Here is a 17,366-nt window from a genome sequence, read left to right as displayed (position 1 = left end):
GGCTTTCTCGGGAAAATAAATGGAGGGCTATTCGTTATGGCTTGGATGCTGAATTAGTAATGAATACAGATGGAAAAACTAAGTTAATGCGTGAAGATATCAATGAATGGATAGAAAAATTAAATCCATATATCAAACAATTAGGCTATGAAAGTTATTTTTCTACTCTTCAAGTGATTATGAACTCTGGCACAAGTTCCGAACGTCAACGAAAAGTATTTGCTCATAACAATTGTTTTAAAGAGACAGTCAAACACAACATAAACGAATTTTTATTACAAACTCCTCTATATCAATGTGAATCTATTCTTACATAGTCACCAATAAGCGAATCACTCTTTAAATAAAAATTAAGTCGAGGAAGACATCTATGAAACAAATAACCTACACATCAAAAAAACCAGGTAAGCGTTCCTTAGTAACCGCAAAATTATAAAAAAGGAGAAACTATGTGCGGTATTGCTGGCGAATTCCAATTCAATAAAAAAAATATTCCTCTTTTTAATCTAGAAAAGGCTTTACTTAAGCAGTTCAAGCGAGGACCTGATGATGGTCAAATATACCTTACGAAAGGCATGGCACTTGGACACCGAAGACTTAAAATATTCGACCTATCTGATCGTGGAATGCAGCCTATGGTTGATACAGATTTAGGTCTGGCATTGGTTTTTAATGGAGCAATCTATAATTTTGTAGCGCTGCGTGAAGTTTTAAAATCTAAAGGATACTCTTTTATTTCAAACAGTGATACAGAGGTACTTCTCAAGGCCTATCATGCTTGGGGGAAAGATTGTGTGCATCGCTTATCAGGTATGTTTGCTTTCGCAATCTGGGAGCAAGATACAGGTAAATTGGTCCTTTCCAGGGATCGTTTAGGCATTAAACCCCTTTATTATAGCGCTAATGCAAATTATGGGTTTAAATTTGCATCCACCTTACCCGCATTAATTGAATTTGGTGATATCGATACATCAATTGATAAAATTGCGCTGCATTATTACCTTACATTTCATGCTGTCCCTGAACCGCTTACTATTTTATCTGGTGTAAAAAAACTTACTCCAGGTTCCATAATGACCATTCATCCTGATGGTAAAATTGAAGAAGAGACTTACTGGGACTTAAAATTTGATAATACCAAAGCCGATCATTATCGTGATGAAAATTATTGGATAAAGGAAACTTATCAAGCATTAAAATCATCAACGCATCGCCAATTAGCAGCAGACGTCCCTGTTGGTATTCTACTTTCTGGAGGTTTGGATTCTTCATTGCTTGTGGCGATGGCTTCCAAACTTGGATATACAGAAATTCAAACATTTTCTATTGGTTTTGATAGTTTAAAAGATAATAAAGGCGATGAATTTGCATATTCAAATCTGGTTGCTAAACAATTTAATACGCAACATCAGCAAATGTTTATTTCAAACAAGCAATTAGCTTATTCATTAGGGAGTTGTATTTCTGCAATGTCAGAGCCTATGCTAAGTCATGACAATATTGGCTTTTATCTTCTCTCTCATGAAGTTGCCAAACACGTTAAAGTAGTACTTTCAGGTCAAGGTGCAGACGAGATTTTTGCAGGATATCATTGGTTTCAAGATATACCTGAAAATCTGATGTTACCATCACAATCAGCACAAATAATTTTTAACAAAGTAGCTGATCGTTCCTTTAAAGAATACCAGCAACTTGTAATGCCAGACTTTCAAACCACATTTCATGCTTCTGATTTTTTAATTAAACTTTGTGAAGAAAATAATTCTAAAAACCCAATTGATAATCTCCTTAAATATGAAAGTACCTTTGCATTGGCAAATGGACCTTTAAGTCGAGTTGATAATATGACCATGGCTGCAAGTCTTGAGGCAAGAGTACCCTTTTTGGATGAAGAAATGCTTAAGCTTGCTCTTTCCATGCCCCTTCAATATAAATTACCGCAAAAAGGTAAATACATTTTGAAACAGCTTGGAAGAAAAATGCTCCCTAAACAAATCGTAGATCGCCCTAAAGGATATTTTCCTGTGCCGGCATTAAAATATTTAGAAGGAAGTACCTTGGAATTAATGCGCGATGTACTTTCTCCTGAGAAAATAAAGCAAAGGGGTATTTTTAATTTACAAGCAGTTCAAGATCTATTTACAAACTCAGCAAAGAATTTTACTCCTTCAGGTATCTCTAAGCTATGGCAAGTTGGCTTGCTTGAATATTGGCTGCAACAGCATAAGTTATAAACAAGGATAACCTGATGCTTAAATACATGCTAACCCCATGATGCGAAAGAGCCAAATTTTTTGCTAAACTAACACTGATAAACTAATATTTCCCATCATGGATCCTTTATTTTGATTAAATTTTTTAATTATAATCCTTGCTCATTATGAAGTCTTGTTAAAGAATGGATCCACCATACTATTACTTCCCAAGATAGTTAATTTGACAAGGATTGCAATGACTAAGAGAAATATAGCACGCTTTAGGTTTCTTCTTTGTAATGCAGTTTTTTGTATTGCTTCAATGGCCTTGGCTTTTAATTGGACTTATGCTGTAGGTACCAAGGAAAAGAAAACCATTATCACGGTTATAGAGAAAGAGTTTAAGGAAAAGAAAACCATTATCACGGTTATAGAGAAAGAGTTTCAGGTAGATGGGAAGGGGAAAAAAACAAAAGAATTTCAATTAATATTTACTCACCCTGATGGCAGCAAAGACAGTAAAGGATATTTTGGTAATAAAGGAGATATGTTTCATGTTATGGTTGAAAACAAAACCTCTGTGCCAATTACAATTCACTGGCATGGATTAATTGTTCCCAATAATCAGGATGGCGTGCCAGATGTTACGCAAGTTCTGATACAACCAGGCCAAAATAAACGTTTTAATTATAAATTAATGCAATCAGGTACTTACTGGATGCATTCTCATCAAAAATTTCAAGAACAAAATCAATTGTCAGCACCATTAATTATTTACGATGACACGGATAAATACCATGGATTGCAAGAAGTGATTATGTTTCTCGAAGATTTTACTTATAGTGATCCTCAGACATTATTTGACAATTTGAGAAATGCCAAAATGGCTATGAGCAATAAGTCAAGTGGAAGTGATTTAAATGATATTGACTATGATGCGTTCTTAACAAATAAAAAAACATTAAATGCCGCGGATGTTATTCCAGTTCAGTCAGCAAAAAAAGTCAGAATTCGAATTATAAATGCCTCTTCTGCGACTAATTTTATAATTGATACGGGTAATCTGAAAGCTGCATTAATCGCTGTAGACGGTGAGAATGTAGCGCAACCTGTGCGTGGCAATTCTTTTCCTATAGGTATTGCTAATCGTATCGATTTAGTCCTGGATATCCCAGAGTCAGCTGGGGTTTTCCCTATCAAAGCTCTAGCTGAAGGAACTGATAAGCAAACGGGTTTAGTCCTCAAGTCTGGTAATGTTAAAGTACCCCAACTCTCCACAAATTCCGGTAAAAAGATGGGACGAGTGGATTACTATGCTTTAGAAAAAAAATTAATAGGCGTGAATTCACTACCGAATAAAAAAATTGATAAACATCTACATTATGTACTTGGCGGTAAAATGCAAGGATATGTCTGGACTATAAACAGTCAAAGCTGGCCTGATATTACTCCTGGCGTAATTAATTTTGGTGACCGAGTGGAAATGATTTTTGAAAATAAAACACCGATGTCTCATCCTATGCATTTTCATGGGCATATATTTCAAGTAACTGAAATCAATGGCCAGCCATTTAAAGGAGCAATGAGAGATACAATATTGGTACAGCCTTTTTCTACGGTGAAAGTCGAGTTCGATGCGTTAAACCCTGGGGTATGGGTTAATCATTGCCACAACCTTTATCATTTAAATGCCGGAATGTTGACAACAATAGAATATGAACACTATCCGAAGCCAGATTTTTATCTAAAAGCAATTGGACAAGAGCAAAGTAAAGCGAAATTAAATGACCATGGCAGTTCTACATTCAATCCAAAATAGACAATGATAAAGGTCTATGAAGTTTCAACAGACTTATAAATAATTTTGATTAATCGTAGTATTTGTCTCTCCACTTTAAGCTTTATGAATAACTTCTATCTTAATCGTACTTATTTTTTTCAAAAACAATGTCAGCACGTTGTTATTTTGATTTCTAATCTTTCCAGTGAGAGAAAAAAGTTTTATAACGAGCTGGGAATTGTGCATTCTAACTGAAAAAACTCCCTATAGATGTATCCGTGATTACAAATTAACGCGCACACCCTCTACGACATCGTAGGATTTTCCACGCCCGTTAAAGTAAACTTCTCGCGGGAGTGTGCCGTATAAAGCAATTCTTTGCGTTAATTGCGTCGCTGTAGTATTCCTTTATAATGTCTTGAGTCCTTCCTCAATGATAGAAAGTCCAATTTCCAAATTTTTTACATCAGTGGAAAGCGGCATGAGAAGACGGATTACATTTCCGTATCCTCCACAACTAAGAATTACCAGTCCATGCTCTAAACAAAATCGTGTTAATCTGTCCGCTGTTTCTTTATCTGGTTCCTTCGTATTTTTATCTTTCACAAGCTCAACCGCCTGCATAACACCCAAACCACGAACATCACCTACTTTTTCATATTTTTCTTTAAATATAGAAAGCCTGGAATGAAGTACTTTTGAAAGATGAGTGATATTTTGCAAAAGCCCTCCCTCTTCAAAAATTTTGAATACTTCAAGAGCCGCGGCACAACTCAGTGGATTTCCTCCAAAGGTTCCACCCAACCCACCCACCATTGCAGCATCCATCATTTCAGCTTTACCTGTTACAGCAGCGATCACTGTTCCACCACCGAGTCCCTTTGCTGATGCAGTAAGATCAGGATCCACTCCCATTGTCTTCATCGCAAATAGATTTCCAGTACGTCCAAAACCAGATTGAATTTCATCTGCAATTAAAACAATTTTGTTTGCCGTACAAAACTTACGGAGTTTTTGTAAAAATGGAACTGGAAATTGTATGAATCCTCCCTCCCCTAACACGGGTTCTAAAATCACTGCAGCGGTGTTTTCAATGCCTACACGAAAATTAACAAGTTCAGAAAAATCATTGAAGCACTCTTCTACACAATTTTTCCCCTGCCAACGATACTCATAAGGAATGGAAGCACGATGAATTTCTGAAGGAAATGGACCAAATCCATGCTTGTAGGGTTTATTCTTTGCTGTAAGTGTCATAGCCATATAAGTGCGACCATGGTAAGCATGATCAAAACAAATCACTGCTTGCTTCCCAGTATAGGCACGAGCAATTTTAATCGCGTTTTCTACAGCTTCAGCTCCTGAATTCAACAGGATTGATTTTTTTTCAAAACATCCAGGAGTATGATAATTTAATTTTTCACACACCTTGATATAGCCTTCATAAGGAAGAATATTAAAACTCGTGTGCATGAATTTTTCGACCTGAGTCTTGATCGCATTTACTACTGCATCAGGACAATGTCCTGCATTCACCACACCAATTCCAGATGAGAAATCCAAAAATACATTTCCATCTACATCCTCTACAAACGAACCTTTTGCTCGTTCCACGAAGATGGGAGTAGCATGAAATGGACCTCGCGCAACATGCTTATAACGCTGTTCCATCAATTTTTTTGATTTTGGCCCCGGTATTTGCGTTTTAATATTAATTTGGTTCATTAGTACCACCCAATTGGTGCGTCATCTAGATTAATATTCACTTGCTTGATTTCAAGATAGCTTTCGATTCCATATAAACCTAGCTCACGACCTGCTCCACTTTGTTTGTATCCACCCCAAGGCATTTCATTATGAGTTGGATGGTAGTTGTTTACCCAAAGAATTCCGGCACGAATTTGAGAAGTCACTCGATGAGCGCGAGTAAGGTCCTTAGTCCACACCGCGGCTGCTAAACCATACTCGGTATCATTTGCAATTTGAATTGCTTCTTCTTCAGTATCAAACGGGATGACTGCAAGTACCGGGCCAAAAATTTCTTCTCGAGCGATACGCATTGTGGGCTTTACCTCATCAAAAATAGTTGGCTCAAAAAAATTTCCTTTTTCAAAAGCAGCACCTGTAGGGCGTTTCCCGCCACAGATCAATTTCGCACCTTCATCAATCCCTATCTTGATGTAATGTTCTATTTTTTCACGGTGAGTACGTGAAACCAGTGGGCCCATTTTTACACCATCGTCTAAACCATGACCTAGCTTGATATTTGGAATTTTTTTCAACATTCCTTCCACAATTTTTTTGTGAATAGGGCGCTCTACGATCAAGCGGGAGCCAGAAGAACATACCTCACCTTGATTGGCAAAAGCGCCGAAAAGAGCGCCGTCAATTGCCATCTCCAAATCGCAGTCTGCAAATACAATATTTGGATTTTTTCCACCAAGCTCTAATGATATTCGCTTCAAATTTCCCGTAGCGGCTTGCATTATTTTTTTGCCGGTAACGGTTCCACCAGTGAATGCAACTTTATCCACCATCGAATTAGTTGATAATTCTTCTCCTACTCCCATACCCGGACCAGTAATGAGATTCACTACACCCGCTGGAAATCCACATTGATCAATCAGCTTGAATAACTCAAGCGCGGTTATTGGTGTCAGTTCTGACGGTTTTAATATTACGGTATTTCCTGCTGCAAGTGCTGGAGCAAGTTTCCATGCGGCCATAAGTAGTGGGAAATTCCAGGGGATAATTTGTCCGCACACACCTATAGGCTCACGTACCACATAACTAAAAGAGTTCGCTGGAACCGACATCGTTTCGCCATGAATTTTAGTAGCGAGGCCTGCGTAAAATTCAAAACAATTGGCTGCATCAATCACATCATATTCTGCTTCTGCCAAAGGTTTTCCACAGTTTCGCGTTTCCAACTCTGTTAACTTTTTTGCATTGGCACGAATCAAATCGGCAACTTTAAATAATAGTTTACTTCGATCAAGTGCTGATGTTTTTCTCCAATCCCCTTCATCGAAGGCCTTTCGCGCAGCCTTGATCGCAATCACAACATCTTCTTTGGAGCTTTCTGGAACTTTGGCAATCAATTGGCCATTACCGGGATCAATAATATCGCGAGTGGCCCCGCTTTTTGCTGAAGTAAATTTTCCATCAATATACATTTCGTAACTTTTCATTTATTAAGTCCCTTTTTATTGAGTGTAATAATTTTATTATAACTCCAACTTCCCGCTCTTGAATTATTTCAATAATCGTTCGTATTAAGTTAAAATTTTAAAATCAGATTATTTTTGTGAGCTATACTAAAAAATATAATGAGGTAACTAAATTTATACCTCTATTTCAAATAATTACAAATAGATGTTTCTATTTGAGGGGCAATTTATGGATCAATCTAGGGCTCAAATAGTATTTAAAAATAAAATTCTAATTCTTGGATTCGGCAGTATTGGCCAAGCAATATTACCTCTTTTATTTCAATCTCTTAAATTAGATCCATCTCAAATTCACATCCTATCAAAACATAATTTTGGTGCAGATGTGGCAAACAAGTATGGCGTCTCATTCAAAGAAATTGCTGTTAAAGAAAATAACTACCAAGAACTTTTATCCTCCATTCTTAAACCAGGTGATTTTTTGTTAAATTTATCAGTAGGAGTATCTACTATTGATTTAATAAAATATTGCCAGTTAAATAAAATATTATATTTGGATGCAGCCGCTGAATCTTGGGAAGAGAGGTATAGTGATAATAGTCAACTACTTTCCAATTATGCTTTACGTGATGCTACATTACAGCATAAAAAGCAGGGTTCTACCGCAGTTTTAACACATGGAGCCAATCCTGGGTTAGTATCTCACTTTCTTAAACAAGCCTTATGGAATTTGGCAAAAGATAATAAGTGGGAAGGTGAGCTGCCAAAAAAATCTGTGGAATGGGCACAATTGGCTCATGAGCTTGATATAAAAACGATACATATTTCTGAACATGATACGCAAATTTCCTCTCAAATTAAAAAAACAGATGAATTTATAAATACATGGTCAGTCGATGCTTTAATTTCTGAAGCACTTCGACCTGCTGAACTAGGCTGGGGAAGCCATGAACGTCACTGGCCTCATGATGCAAAGCATCACAACTTTGGCTCAAATTGTGGAATATACCTTAGTCAGCCAGGAGCAGAGACTCAAGTCCGTACTTGGACCCCAGCCTCTGGTCCTATTAATGGTTTTTTAATTACTCACGCTGAGTCTTTATCTATTGCAGAATATTTAACTTTAAAAAAAGACAGTAAAGTATATTACAGACCAACAGTTCATTATGCTTATCATCCCTGCCCTGATGCTATTTTATCTTTAAAAGAACTCGTGCAAAGAAAATACATACCTCAAAAAGAAAAACGAATTCTTTTAAACGAAATTGTTGATGGCACCGATGAACTTGGAGTTTTATTAATGGGAAATAAAAAAGGAGCTTATTGGTATGGCTCTCATTTATCCATACATGAAGCTAGGAAATTAGCTAACCATAATAATGCCACAAGCTTACAAGTTGCAGCGGGAGTTTTATCAGGTATGATTTGGGCTATTAAAAATCCAGAACGTGGAATTATCGAGCCTGAAGATATGGACCATGAGTATATTTTGAGTTTAGCTTTACCTTATCTTGGTAACGTCGGCGGTTATTATACAGATTGGACGCCCCTACGAGATAAAGACAATTTAAATAATAAATATGCAGATCAAAGTGACCCTTGGCAGTTTATTAATATTCGAATTAATGAAGCAGGGCAGGATCTTTAAAAGATTACAGTCATCATAGTGCTGTAAAACCATTGCGAGAAAGAATAGTACAGGGTATTCCACCCGTAAAGGTCTTTGCCATAATGTTCTCGGACTTACTTCATTCCATTTATAACGAAATGATTGCTTTTACAGTAAGTCTCAATAAGTTTGATTTAACTTTAGTTCAGATGGATAAAGGAAGACCTGATCCATTTTGATAACTCCAGAACGTTTTATAGTATAATCTTTTTAATTAATTATCTAAATCAGTTCTTATTAAGAACTGTTTGTATTTTTTTAATCGGAATAATATTTAAAACAGGATCATTACAATTGAATCCAATATGTTGGACGGAAAAGCAAAGCCTCTTTCGTTTATTTCCACTCATTATCAGTATTTCTTTTGCTATGGATGTTTTTGTTCCAGCAATCCCTGAAATGAGTCATTTTTTTAAAACCGAAAGCACCACGATGCAGGCAAGCCTTTATATATTTATGCTCACAGTTGCTTTAGGACAGTTGTTAGTTGGCCCCATGGCAGATCGTTTCGGGCGCAGACTGATGGCTTTAAGTACTGCTTTTCTTTTTTTTGTAGGGTCATTGCTTGCTGCACGAGCACCATCCGTACCTGTTTTCATCGTAGCTCGAATAATTCAAGCGTCTGGAGCATGTGGAACTTATTTGCTGTGTTTCATTATAGTAAGAGATAATTTTTCCACTAATGCATGCGCTCGTCTATTTAGTATCCTTTCAGGAACTAATTCAATGGTTGCAAGCGCTGCTCCTATAATAGGAGGTTTGTTACTCGATTTCACCCAGGATTGGCATAGCGGGTTTTATTTCTTAACCTTGCTTGGATTTTTGATGACTCTGGTGGCTTTTCGTTACATCCCCAACTACAATTACTCAAAGCCAGCTCCATCTCAGCTTAGACTGCCTAGCGTGATGAAGCAGATAATGGATAATCCTGATTTTCGCCTATTTACTCTTATTGCATCCACCAGTTTACTTGGACTGTATTTATTTTGTGCCTTATCTCCAGGTATTCTGATGACACAACTTCACCTTAATGGAACAGAATATGGTTTTTGGTTTGGATTGAATGCGATGACCGTGTTTATAGCCAATATGATAGCTGCGCGTCTTACTTATTCTTACCCTCTGGAAAAAATAGTGCTTTGGGGATTAATTTTGATGATACTGTCATGCTTTTTCATGATTGCACTTAATTTACATCAATGCAGTATTTTAAGTTTTATGCTTCCCATGCTTTGCTTGACTATGGGTATTGGTATTAGTATGGGCACTGCAACAGCACTCGCTATAAAAGATTTTGAACGACAAGCTGGTGTCGCTACTGCTTTATTAGGCGCTTGTCAATTTGGTCTCGCAGGCATAATTGGTATTGCGATAGCCCAATGGACGCCAAGAGCATTGAGCTTGGCTATCCCAGTACTTTGTTTCAGTATATTAGGATTTGTTAGGGTTACAAAATTTAGTTTCAAACTACAGAGTAACCCTTAATTAGTTGGAGGTTTTGCTGTGTGCCTTGCTACAACTCTATAGATATAAAATTAAATCGCACTCCTCACTTCATCCCGAGCACAGCGAGGAATCTCCAATCCGCAGCACGAATTAAATTAATTTAAAAAGCAAAATATTAGGATCTGGCCTTTTCTAATGCCTCTGTTTTGCGTTAAGAATAAATTGATTTAAAGCATAATGACATTAATTTGATCTACTTAATATATTATTGATCTATAATTCAGCTATATACTGTAATTCGATATTTGATTATGCCAAAAAATTCAGCCTCTGCGTTTTTGCTTGCAATGGGAGTTGAAGCACAAGAACAGCCAATCCGTCTACCTTCTAAGTTAAGAGAAGAATTTCGTACCGCTTCTGAATATTTTAGAAACAATCCAGATGTTTTTAAATTAGGAAGAACAAATAAAACAAAATTCAAAGAAAGATACGCTGTGAAACATGGTCCGCAAGCAAAACATCCTGACACACAACATAGCTTTTTTAATTTTAATGGTAAATTAGTCTGCACTTTACCTGGAGTGGAAGGAACTATAGGTGAGGGTAATTATGGAAAGGGGCGTCTAGCAATGGACGAATATGGACATGTTTTTTTAATAAAAGTCGAGAAAAAAGCTGTTCTTCAGAGGCGTGCCCAACTTAAAAAATTTGGAGCAGAAATTGACCTGCAAGATTCAATGGAAGAAGAAATATCAATTGGGAAGGATGTTGGGCTAATCGTTGTTTCAAGTCAAAAAGGAGGAGATAGTAAGGAATACAATGAATCAGATTATTCTGAATATATTCCAGGGCAATCTTATATTTTGATGCGATTTAGAGGGGATAGTGTCAAGCAAAAAATCAACAACTCAGATTTAACCCCAGAGCAAAGACTGGATATGGCGATCCAAGCAGCTTGGCAATGTCATTTATTACATCAAGGTTATTTGTCGAGATCGGGTGTCCCATACGTTCATGGTGATTTAAAACCCGATCAGCTCGTCGTTAATGCTCAAAATCAATTATATTTGGTCGATTTTGGTTGTGCAAATACCAGATTAGAGGAAATACATGGAAATGATTCAGGTTCCTTTGACTATTTATCACCATCATGTAGAAACTATACACGCAAAGAAGTAGATAATTTTGCCCTACTTAGAACAATTTATATGCCCAATATGTTTAAAAACAGAATGGGAGAGCCGAAACAAAGAAAAGAAGCATTCACATTAGATAATGTTTCTATATTAGATGATGAATGTATTGAACAATATGACCTTGGAAAATGGTTTAATACATCCGAGGGTAACTTACCTGAAGACAGCAGGCTTGAGCAAATAGCATTTTTATTAATTTTAACTCAGCATCAATGCAAAGATCTTTTTGAACTCTATAAGAACAACCAAGAGGCAATTTCTGCTTTGAATATTGTCTACCAATCCGGATACATTAATAATACAAAATTTAATATTGAATCATTTTTAAATAATGTGATGGCAATAAACTGCTTGGCGAAGCTTACGCCGGTCATGCATTTACTAGATAAGGATGCTCAATTAAAACTTGTTGAACAAATTCTGAGCGCAAAGATTAATTTAAACGAATCAGTGAGGCATCCGTTATTGACCTATTTGCAGTTCGACTCTCAAACAAAACATTTAATTGCGCCGGTTATCAGCATGGCAATTAACAATGATATTGGCCTAAATCAGGTCCTTGATAATATTGAATTTATAAAGCTTATATCCCCTCTTGTTCATAATAATCCCAAAACAATTAATCTTCACCCTGGAGAAAATATAGTGGACCGATTATGTCATGAATATAAGGAGGAGATTGGCAAAAATCTTTCTCTTTTTTTCGCAGCTAAAAAATCTCTAAGCCAAGAAAAATTTAAAGAAATTTTCACAACTCGGGATGTGATGGAGGCATTAAAATATGAGGTTCAGGAACATAAAGAAAAATATTATAAGAAAGGACAAGGATTTTTTGGTCGAAAAAACAATGATGGTATCAATAAATTAAATCGATTAGAGAGTAGTGACGAAAGCACATATAAAAAGTTTGCACATAAGATCGAAAGCCTCAGTCCTGATGGTGCATTACCTTTTTTCCGTTCCCGAGATCCTGAAATTCAAAAATTTTATTGTGTTGCCCATGTTCTCTTAAGTACCGTAGGTTACATTCAAGAAAATCAGCAAATTATGCAAAAACAAAGTAACTTACCCTAACCCTTTAAAACCCCGTAAATTGATGACCTTGAATAATTAATAATCGAGTGAATAGGGATAAATAGTTATAAAACAGTTATTGTTAATTTGTTCTCCAAAACAAGAATTCATTATTTGGGGAATATCAAATACATAAATATTTAAAAACTGGAATTGGAGCTGTGATACATATTCTGCACACTATTTCCCTAAAAATGACATTCCCTTACTTATTCCTTGGTCAAGTATCTCCTCTCCTTCATCTAATACTGATCCAATTTGATTCTGTCCTCCCTTGCTTCCATTTACCTGCAAAACCGAATCTAAATTTTTAGGTAACATAGAGGCAAACTCCAGAGCAGAATCTGAATTAAATATAGCCCCTGAAGGTGCACTCAAGAGAGGGCTTTGGTCATCATCAGTAGGGGATTGGTTTTGCTCCTGGTTTTGCTCCTGGTTTTGCTTCTGATTTTGCAACATCTTTTTAGCTTCATCCGCAGCTAACTGCGCTGCTACTATCCCGACTATCTGGCCCATAACAAATATCTTTTTTATAAAGTACCATATATTAAGAATAGCACAAATAATGAACACATTTAAATTTATCGACACTGTGATACAGTTAGGCACAACTGATTGAAGCAACGTAATTGATATTAAAGCTAAAATCTGTTTATGATATTCAATGTGAACAATAATTTACCTACATGACGCAAAATTTTTAAAATTCCCAAGCTTGAAACACCTTAATAAACCATTTTAATGCAAGACAATACAACGAACAGTCTGAACTTGATGAGCAGCTTCTCCATCTTGTTTAGGTGCTAGTTTAGTGGTTAAAGTTTTTAATTTGCAATAACTATCCAGTACACTGTCTGCTATTTTCAGTGCATCAGGAAGGCAATAGTTGATTTGTTTGCATTGATTTGCAAGTACATAGAGATTATTCCAATCGCTTATATTTTTTTAGAATCGAGTAATTGTTTATAACAGAAAAGCTCTAAAAATCTTTTTACTTTATCTTTGTCAGCTGTACGTTCAATTGCTACCTCATAACAATACATACTTAACAGATATAACACATAAAGTTACATTTAAATCCAATTTAACGGAGTTCAATCAGGTTGTATTAATACTTTAATTAGAAATTTTGAGCCGAAAAGTATAGCGGAATACATAGTAATTGTTACTTCTTTACCTCAAAATCACAGCGGTACAAAAAATATCATGCGATTAGAAAACTTGATTTCGTCATCTTAAATATTATTTGACATTGCATTAGAATTTTCTATAAGCATGCCCCCTCTCTAGGGGGCACATTGCATAATGTTATTGAGCGGTATTTGCAGCAGCAGGCGCTTTAATTGATTTTTTTTGTTTAGGAACGATAGGTCCCATAGAGCCAGCGGGTGCTAAACCTTCTATGCGCTGATAATTTTTTCTTGGCGTCTGTGTTGCACGAATCTTATTAGCATCACGGCAGCGTTGATTGTGACACTTGATTTTGCACACACCATCTACACAACCATAGCAACCCCAATCTGCCCAGCAACATGCCCAATTACCACTGCCCGACTCAGTCCAAGTACCCCCAGATACTTCGCAAGTATTTTTCACATCGCTGTTGTCTCCTGATTGCTGAGCAAATGCTGTGAAGCTAAATAGTAGTATTGCTACTAAACCTATCCATTTTTTCATAACTCATTCCCTTTGAAAGTTTAAAATTGAACAATATTATTATATAGGCTAAATGACTAGGAGATAAAATTGTGTTTATCAAAGTCGTTCAGTTTGGGTCTTTATCCTTTAATTCGTTCTAAGGTACAAACAGAGTTTTTATACTATAGTTATATATACATGTAGTTCAAGGAGAACAATCATGCTAGGTACAATATTGCTCGTTGTTTTGATACTTGTTTTAATTGGAGCCTTGCCTAGATGGGGGCATAGTAGAGAATGGGGCTATGGACCTTCTGGTATAATTGGGCTTATTTTAGTAATTTATTTAATATTACTTTTGATAGGGCGCGTGCCTTTTTAGAGTCTTAACTCTAAAAGAAAAGCTCCCTATCGAAGAAACTTGAATTTAATTGGAGCATTTGAAAATTTAATAATAAATTCTTTGCTCTTCCTGTAGGATGTTTGTTGTAATTAAGAAGATTATTTATTTTTATTCTTAAACTCAGAATTGAAAAATGCCAGGCCGTAATCAAGCAACTAGACGAGTACAACTTAAATGGCAACTCTATATACTCTAATTCCTGGCAAAAAATAACTCATTAGAAAACCAATTTGCTCAATACTATCGCGTAAGACAGCTAATTCATTTTAATGGAGGAGCCGGTTCTAATGAGTCACCTTACACCAAGTAACACATAGCTTTTTAGCTCGCGTGAAAATTGAATCAATACCTCGATATCTGATTCTTCCGCTTTTTTGCACCAATGGCTTAATAATTCAATTAATTCTTTTTGTGAGGATACTTTTGTTAACCATATCTGTTGCAATGCCTGCCGATAATTATACACAAGCCTTAATTGTTCAAAACGGTTAAGTAATGTTTGCAAACGGAGGTTTGCCTTGAGAGAGGTAGCTCCGTGGCGTAATAAGCGTTTCGCGTTTTTCAATAAATACTTATCTTTTTTATGGTTTCTTTTTTCATACTTCAAAATGGGAAGTATGATCCTTTTGTGGTAATCAGACATAATTTGAAAACGGTTATTAATGACTGCTTTTACAGTATTTAAATCAATACATAGTTTCTTGCTGTCTCTTGCCAATTTAGGGGGCAGCTTTTTCACTTTAGCAAGTCCTAAGAAAGATAAAAAACGAATATAAAGCCAACCCAAATCGAACTCCCACCATTTCACGGAAAATTTAGCAGAAGATGCATAGGTATGATGGTTATTATGAAGTTCTTCCCCGCCTATTAGAAAACCTAAAGGAAATACATTAGTTGACCTATCAGGACATTCAAAATTGCGATATCCCCAATAATGGCCTATTCCATTAACCACTCCAGCAGATACTGGAATCCAAATCATTTGTATTGCCCAAATGCTAATTCCAAGAAGACCAAAGAGCAACAAATCAATTAAAAACATAATGAATATTCCCTTATGGGAATGGCGAGAATACAAACTGCGCTCAATCCAATCATTGGGAGTACCAAATGAATATTTTGCTATCATCCTTTTATCTTTTGCTGCTTCGCGGTATAACTCAGGAACCTGCCAAAAGACTTTTTTTAAACTAAAAACTTGAGGACTATGTGGATCACCGTTTCTATCTGTCGTTGCATGGTGTTTGCGATGAATGGCAACCCACTCCCGTGTTATCATGCCCGTGGTTAACCAAATCCAGAAACGAAAAAAATGACTCACTACCGGATGCAGTGTTAAAGCGCGATGAGTTTGACAGCGATGCAAATAAAGAGTAACCGAAGCAATAGTGATTTGAGTCAGAACCAAGGTAGCTAAAATATATTCCCAAACTGTCAGGTTTAAAATACCAAAAATCATAGGAAAGCTCCTTTTCCTTTCCCTTACTTCTGTTGTTACTGCAGTGTATTAGCGTCGGATTTAACCTGGATTCTTTTCCTACTGCTTAACTTAGACTACACCACAATATGGTACGTGTAAGAGGGTAATACTAATTTTAGTCATAAATTTAATAGGTCCTTTGCCAATGAACAAGGAGAGATATTCGAAGAGGTCAACGAAGCTCCATTAAACTCCTAACATCTCTTTTCTCGGTACGCTCTCCAATTAAAAGAGAAGGCTTTCCCTAGAATCAATCTACTATTTAATTATAGTACATATTCTATAGAGCCACAGGGCTCATGGTAATGAATATGCTTTCGAATAAGAGAAACTCCTGGAGCAAATGTGTTAACTCATAAGACCTATTTGCACTTGCTGGCGAAAGATACCACTCCACTCAGTGATTTTTCTCTGGGTCCATTGAACAGAGCAAGAATCGGTGCTCAAGAAAGAGGATATTATAGTTCCAGGGATCTTGTGTGTGCTGTGCATAGAGTAATACTCCTATCATTAATCTATGAATAGCTCGTATTAGCAGATATAAGCCCTTTGTAAATCGGTTATGCAAAAAATGGCTTCGAATCTGATTTTTAATCAGACTCATTTAAAAAACAAAATAGATTAATATTTTGCTTATTCAGCTGCCGGGCTTGAGAACATTCATTCAAATCTTAAGTGTCACAAAGCCGCTAATCATTGTTATGAACAATTTGCCAGTTAGGGTTCTTTGGTACAAAATGATTAGACCTCCCCTCAAATTATGATATTTTATCTATGACGACTATATCTCATGAAAAACAAGTATTGATTGATGCGTTTCAGCGACATGTTGATGCGGAATTAAGGAGCGACTTAGATGCGACCTTAGCCACAATGACCCCTGATCCACATTTAAATAATATTCCTACTACTATAGGAGGCATGGGACTGGAAGATGTTCGTCAGTTTTATAGTGATTTAATTTTGGCAGGAAAATTTTTTCCTAAAGATACTGAAATGGTACCTATTTCTAGAACTATAGATGAGCACCAACTAGTCGACGAAATTATTTTTAAATTCACACACAATTCAGAAATTGGATGGATGTTGCCTAATATTGCCCCAACAGGAAAAAGAGTAGAAATTCCTTTAGTCGTGATTGTGGGTTTTTCCAAAGGGAAAGTGACGCATGAGCACATTTATTGGGATCAAGCGAGTGTGCTTGTCCAGGTAGGTTTATTGGATGCAAGAGGGTTACCAGTCAACGGGATTGAAACAGCCAAAAAGATGGAAGAGTTACGCCAACGTTATATTAACGTAAAATAATCATTCCTTA

Annotated in this window: 13 protein-coding genes; 8 read left to right on the top strand and 5 right to left on the bottom strand. The window is 36.3% G+C overall.

What is annotated here, in order from left to right; all coding sequences use genetic code 11:
* From Ltuc_RS12775 to Ltuc_RS12765, 3 genes are all read left to right on the top strand, one after another.
* Positions 1-317 (top strand): glutamate-cysteine ligase family protein (locus Ltuc_RS12775; RefSeq protein WP_476638755.1); only part of this gene is annotated, 317 nt, incomplete at its 5' end.
* A 132-nt stretch (positions 318-449) separates the two neighbouring features.
* A complete protein-coding gene (locus Ltuc_RS12770; RefSeq protein WP_058521750.1) occupies positions 450-2,234 on the top strand; it encodes an N-acetylglutaminylglutamine amidotransferase in 1,785 nt (594 codons plus the stop codon).
* 217 nt (positions 2,235-2,451) lie between these two features.
* Entirely contained in the window at positions 2,452-4,014 is a 1,563-nt protein-coding gene (locus tag Ltuc_RS12765; RefSeq protein WP_083498108.1) for a multicopper oxidase family protein, read from the top strand.
* A gap of 369 nt (positions 4,015-4,383) precedes the next feature.
* Here the strand turns inward: Ltuc_RS12765 and gabT are convergent, their stop codons facing one another.
* Both gabT and Ltuc_RS12755 read right to left on the bottom strand, forming a co-directional pair.
* Positions 4,384-5,700, bottom strand: a complete 1,317-nt coding sequence (gabT, locus tag Ltuc_RS12760; RefSeq protein ID WP_058521749.1) for a 4-aminobutyrate--2-oxoglutarate transaminase — start codon at positions 5,698-5,700, stop codon at positions 4,384-4,386.
* On the bottom strand, positions 5,700-7,166 hold the full coding sequence (locus Ltuc_RS12755; protein WP_058521748.1) for an aldehyde dehydrogenase family protein: 1,467 nt from the start codon (positions 7,164-7,166) through the stop codon (positions 5,700-5,702). The genes gabT and Ltuc_RS12755 overlap by 1 nt, the downstream gene beginning before the upstream one ends.
* Positions 7,167-7,374: 208 nt before the next feature.
* Between Ltuc_RS12755 and Ltuc_RS12750 the strand changes: the two genes are divergently transcribed.
* The 3 genes from Ltuc_RS12750 (at position 7,375) to Ltuc_RS12740 (ending at position 12,530) form a co-directional block, all read left to right on the top strand.
* Complete coding sequence (locus Ltuc_RS12750; protein ID WP_058521747.1) at positions 7,375-8,793, top strand: saccharopine dehydrogenase C-terminal domain-containing protein; 1,419 nt, start codon at positions 7,375-7,377, stop codon at positions 8,791-8,793.
* Between the two features lie 315 nt (positions 8,794-9,108).
* Positions 9,109-10,299 carry a multidrug effflux MFS transporter gene (locus Ltuc_RS12745; RefSeq protein ID WP_058521746.1) on the top strand — a complete coding sequence of 397 codons (1,191 nt, stop codon included), beginning with the start codon at positions 9,109-9,111 and terminating at the stop codon, positions 10,297-10,299.
* Between the two features lie 272 nt (positions 10,300-10,571).
* Positions 10,572-12,530 carry a protein kinase family protein gene (locus Ltuc_RS12740; protein ID WP_058521745.1) on the top strand — a complete coding sequence of 653 codons (1,959 nt, stop codon included), beginning with the start codon at positions 10,572-10,574 and terminating at the stop codon, positions 12,528-12,530.
* 180 nt (positions 12,531-12,710) lie between these two features.
* Here Ltuc_RS12740 and Ltuc_RS12735 read toward each other — a convergent pair whose 3' ends face one another.
* Both Ltuc_RS12735 and Ltuc_RS12730 read right to left on the bottom strand, forming a co-directional pair.
* Positions 12,711-13,046, bottom strand: coding sequence for a hypothetical protein (locus tag Ltuc_RS12735; RefSeq protein WP_058521744.1), 336 nt, complete (start codon positions 13,044-13,046; stop codon positions 12,711-12,713).
* Between the two features lie 792 nt (positions 13,047-13,838).
* Complete coding sequence (locus Ltuc_RS12730; protein WP_058521743.1) at positions 13,839-14,207, bottom strand: hypothetical protein; 369 nt, start codon at positions 14,205-14,207, stop codon at positions 13,839-13,841.
* Positions 14,208-14,388: 181 nt separating this feature from the next.
* Between Ltuc_RS12730 and Ltuc_RS14855 the strand changes: the two genes are divergently transcribed.
* On the top strand, positions 14,389-14,550 hold the full coding sequence (locus tag Ltuc_RS14855) for a DUF3309 family protein (protein WP_065236234.1): 162 nt from the start codon (positions 14,389-14,391) through the stop codon (positions 14,548-14,550).
* A 313-nt stretch (positions 14,551-14,863) separates the two neighbouring features.
* Here Ltuc_RS14855 and Ltuc_RS12725 read toward each other — a convergent pair whose 3' ends face one another.
* Positions 14,864-16,030, bottom strand: coding sequence for a DesA family fatty acid desaturase (locus tag Ltuc_RS12725; RefSeq protein WP_058521742.1), 1,167 nt, complete (start codon positions 16,028-16,030; stop codon positions 14,864-14,866).
* Positions 16,031-16,825: 795 nt separating this feature from the next.
* On the opposite strand from Ltuc_RS12725, the gene Ltuc_RS12720 reads away from it, so the two are divergent.
* A complete protein-coding gene (locus Ltuc_RS12720) occupies positions 16,826-17,356 on the top strand; it encodes an ester cyclase (RefSeq protein WP_058521741.1) in 531 nt (176 codons plus the stop codon).
* The last annotated feature ends 10 nt before the right edge of the window (positions 17,357-17,366 follow it).

The sequence above is a fragment of the Legionella tucsonensis genome (genome assembly GCF_001468035.1).
GTDB classification, from domain to species: domain Bacteria; phylum Pseudomonadota; class Gammaproteobacteria; order Legionellales; family Legionellaceae; genus Legionella; species Legionella tucsonensis.
The sequence above is the reverse complement of the archived record's forward strand: the minus strand, read 5'-3'. Positions and strand labels throughout refer to the sequence as shown.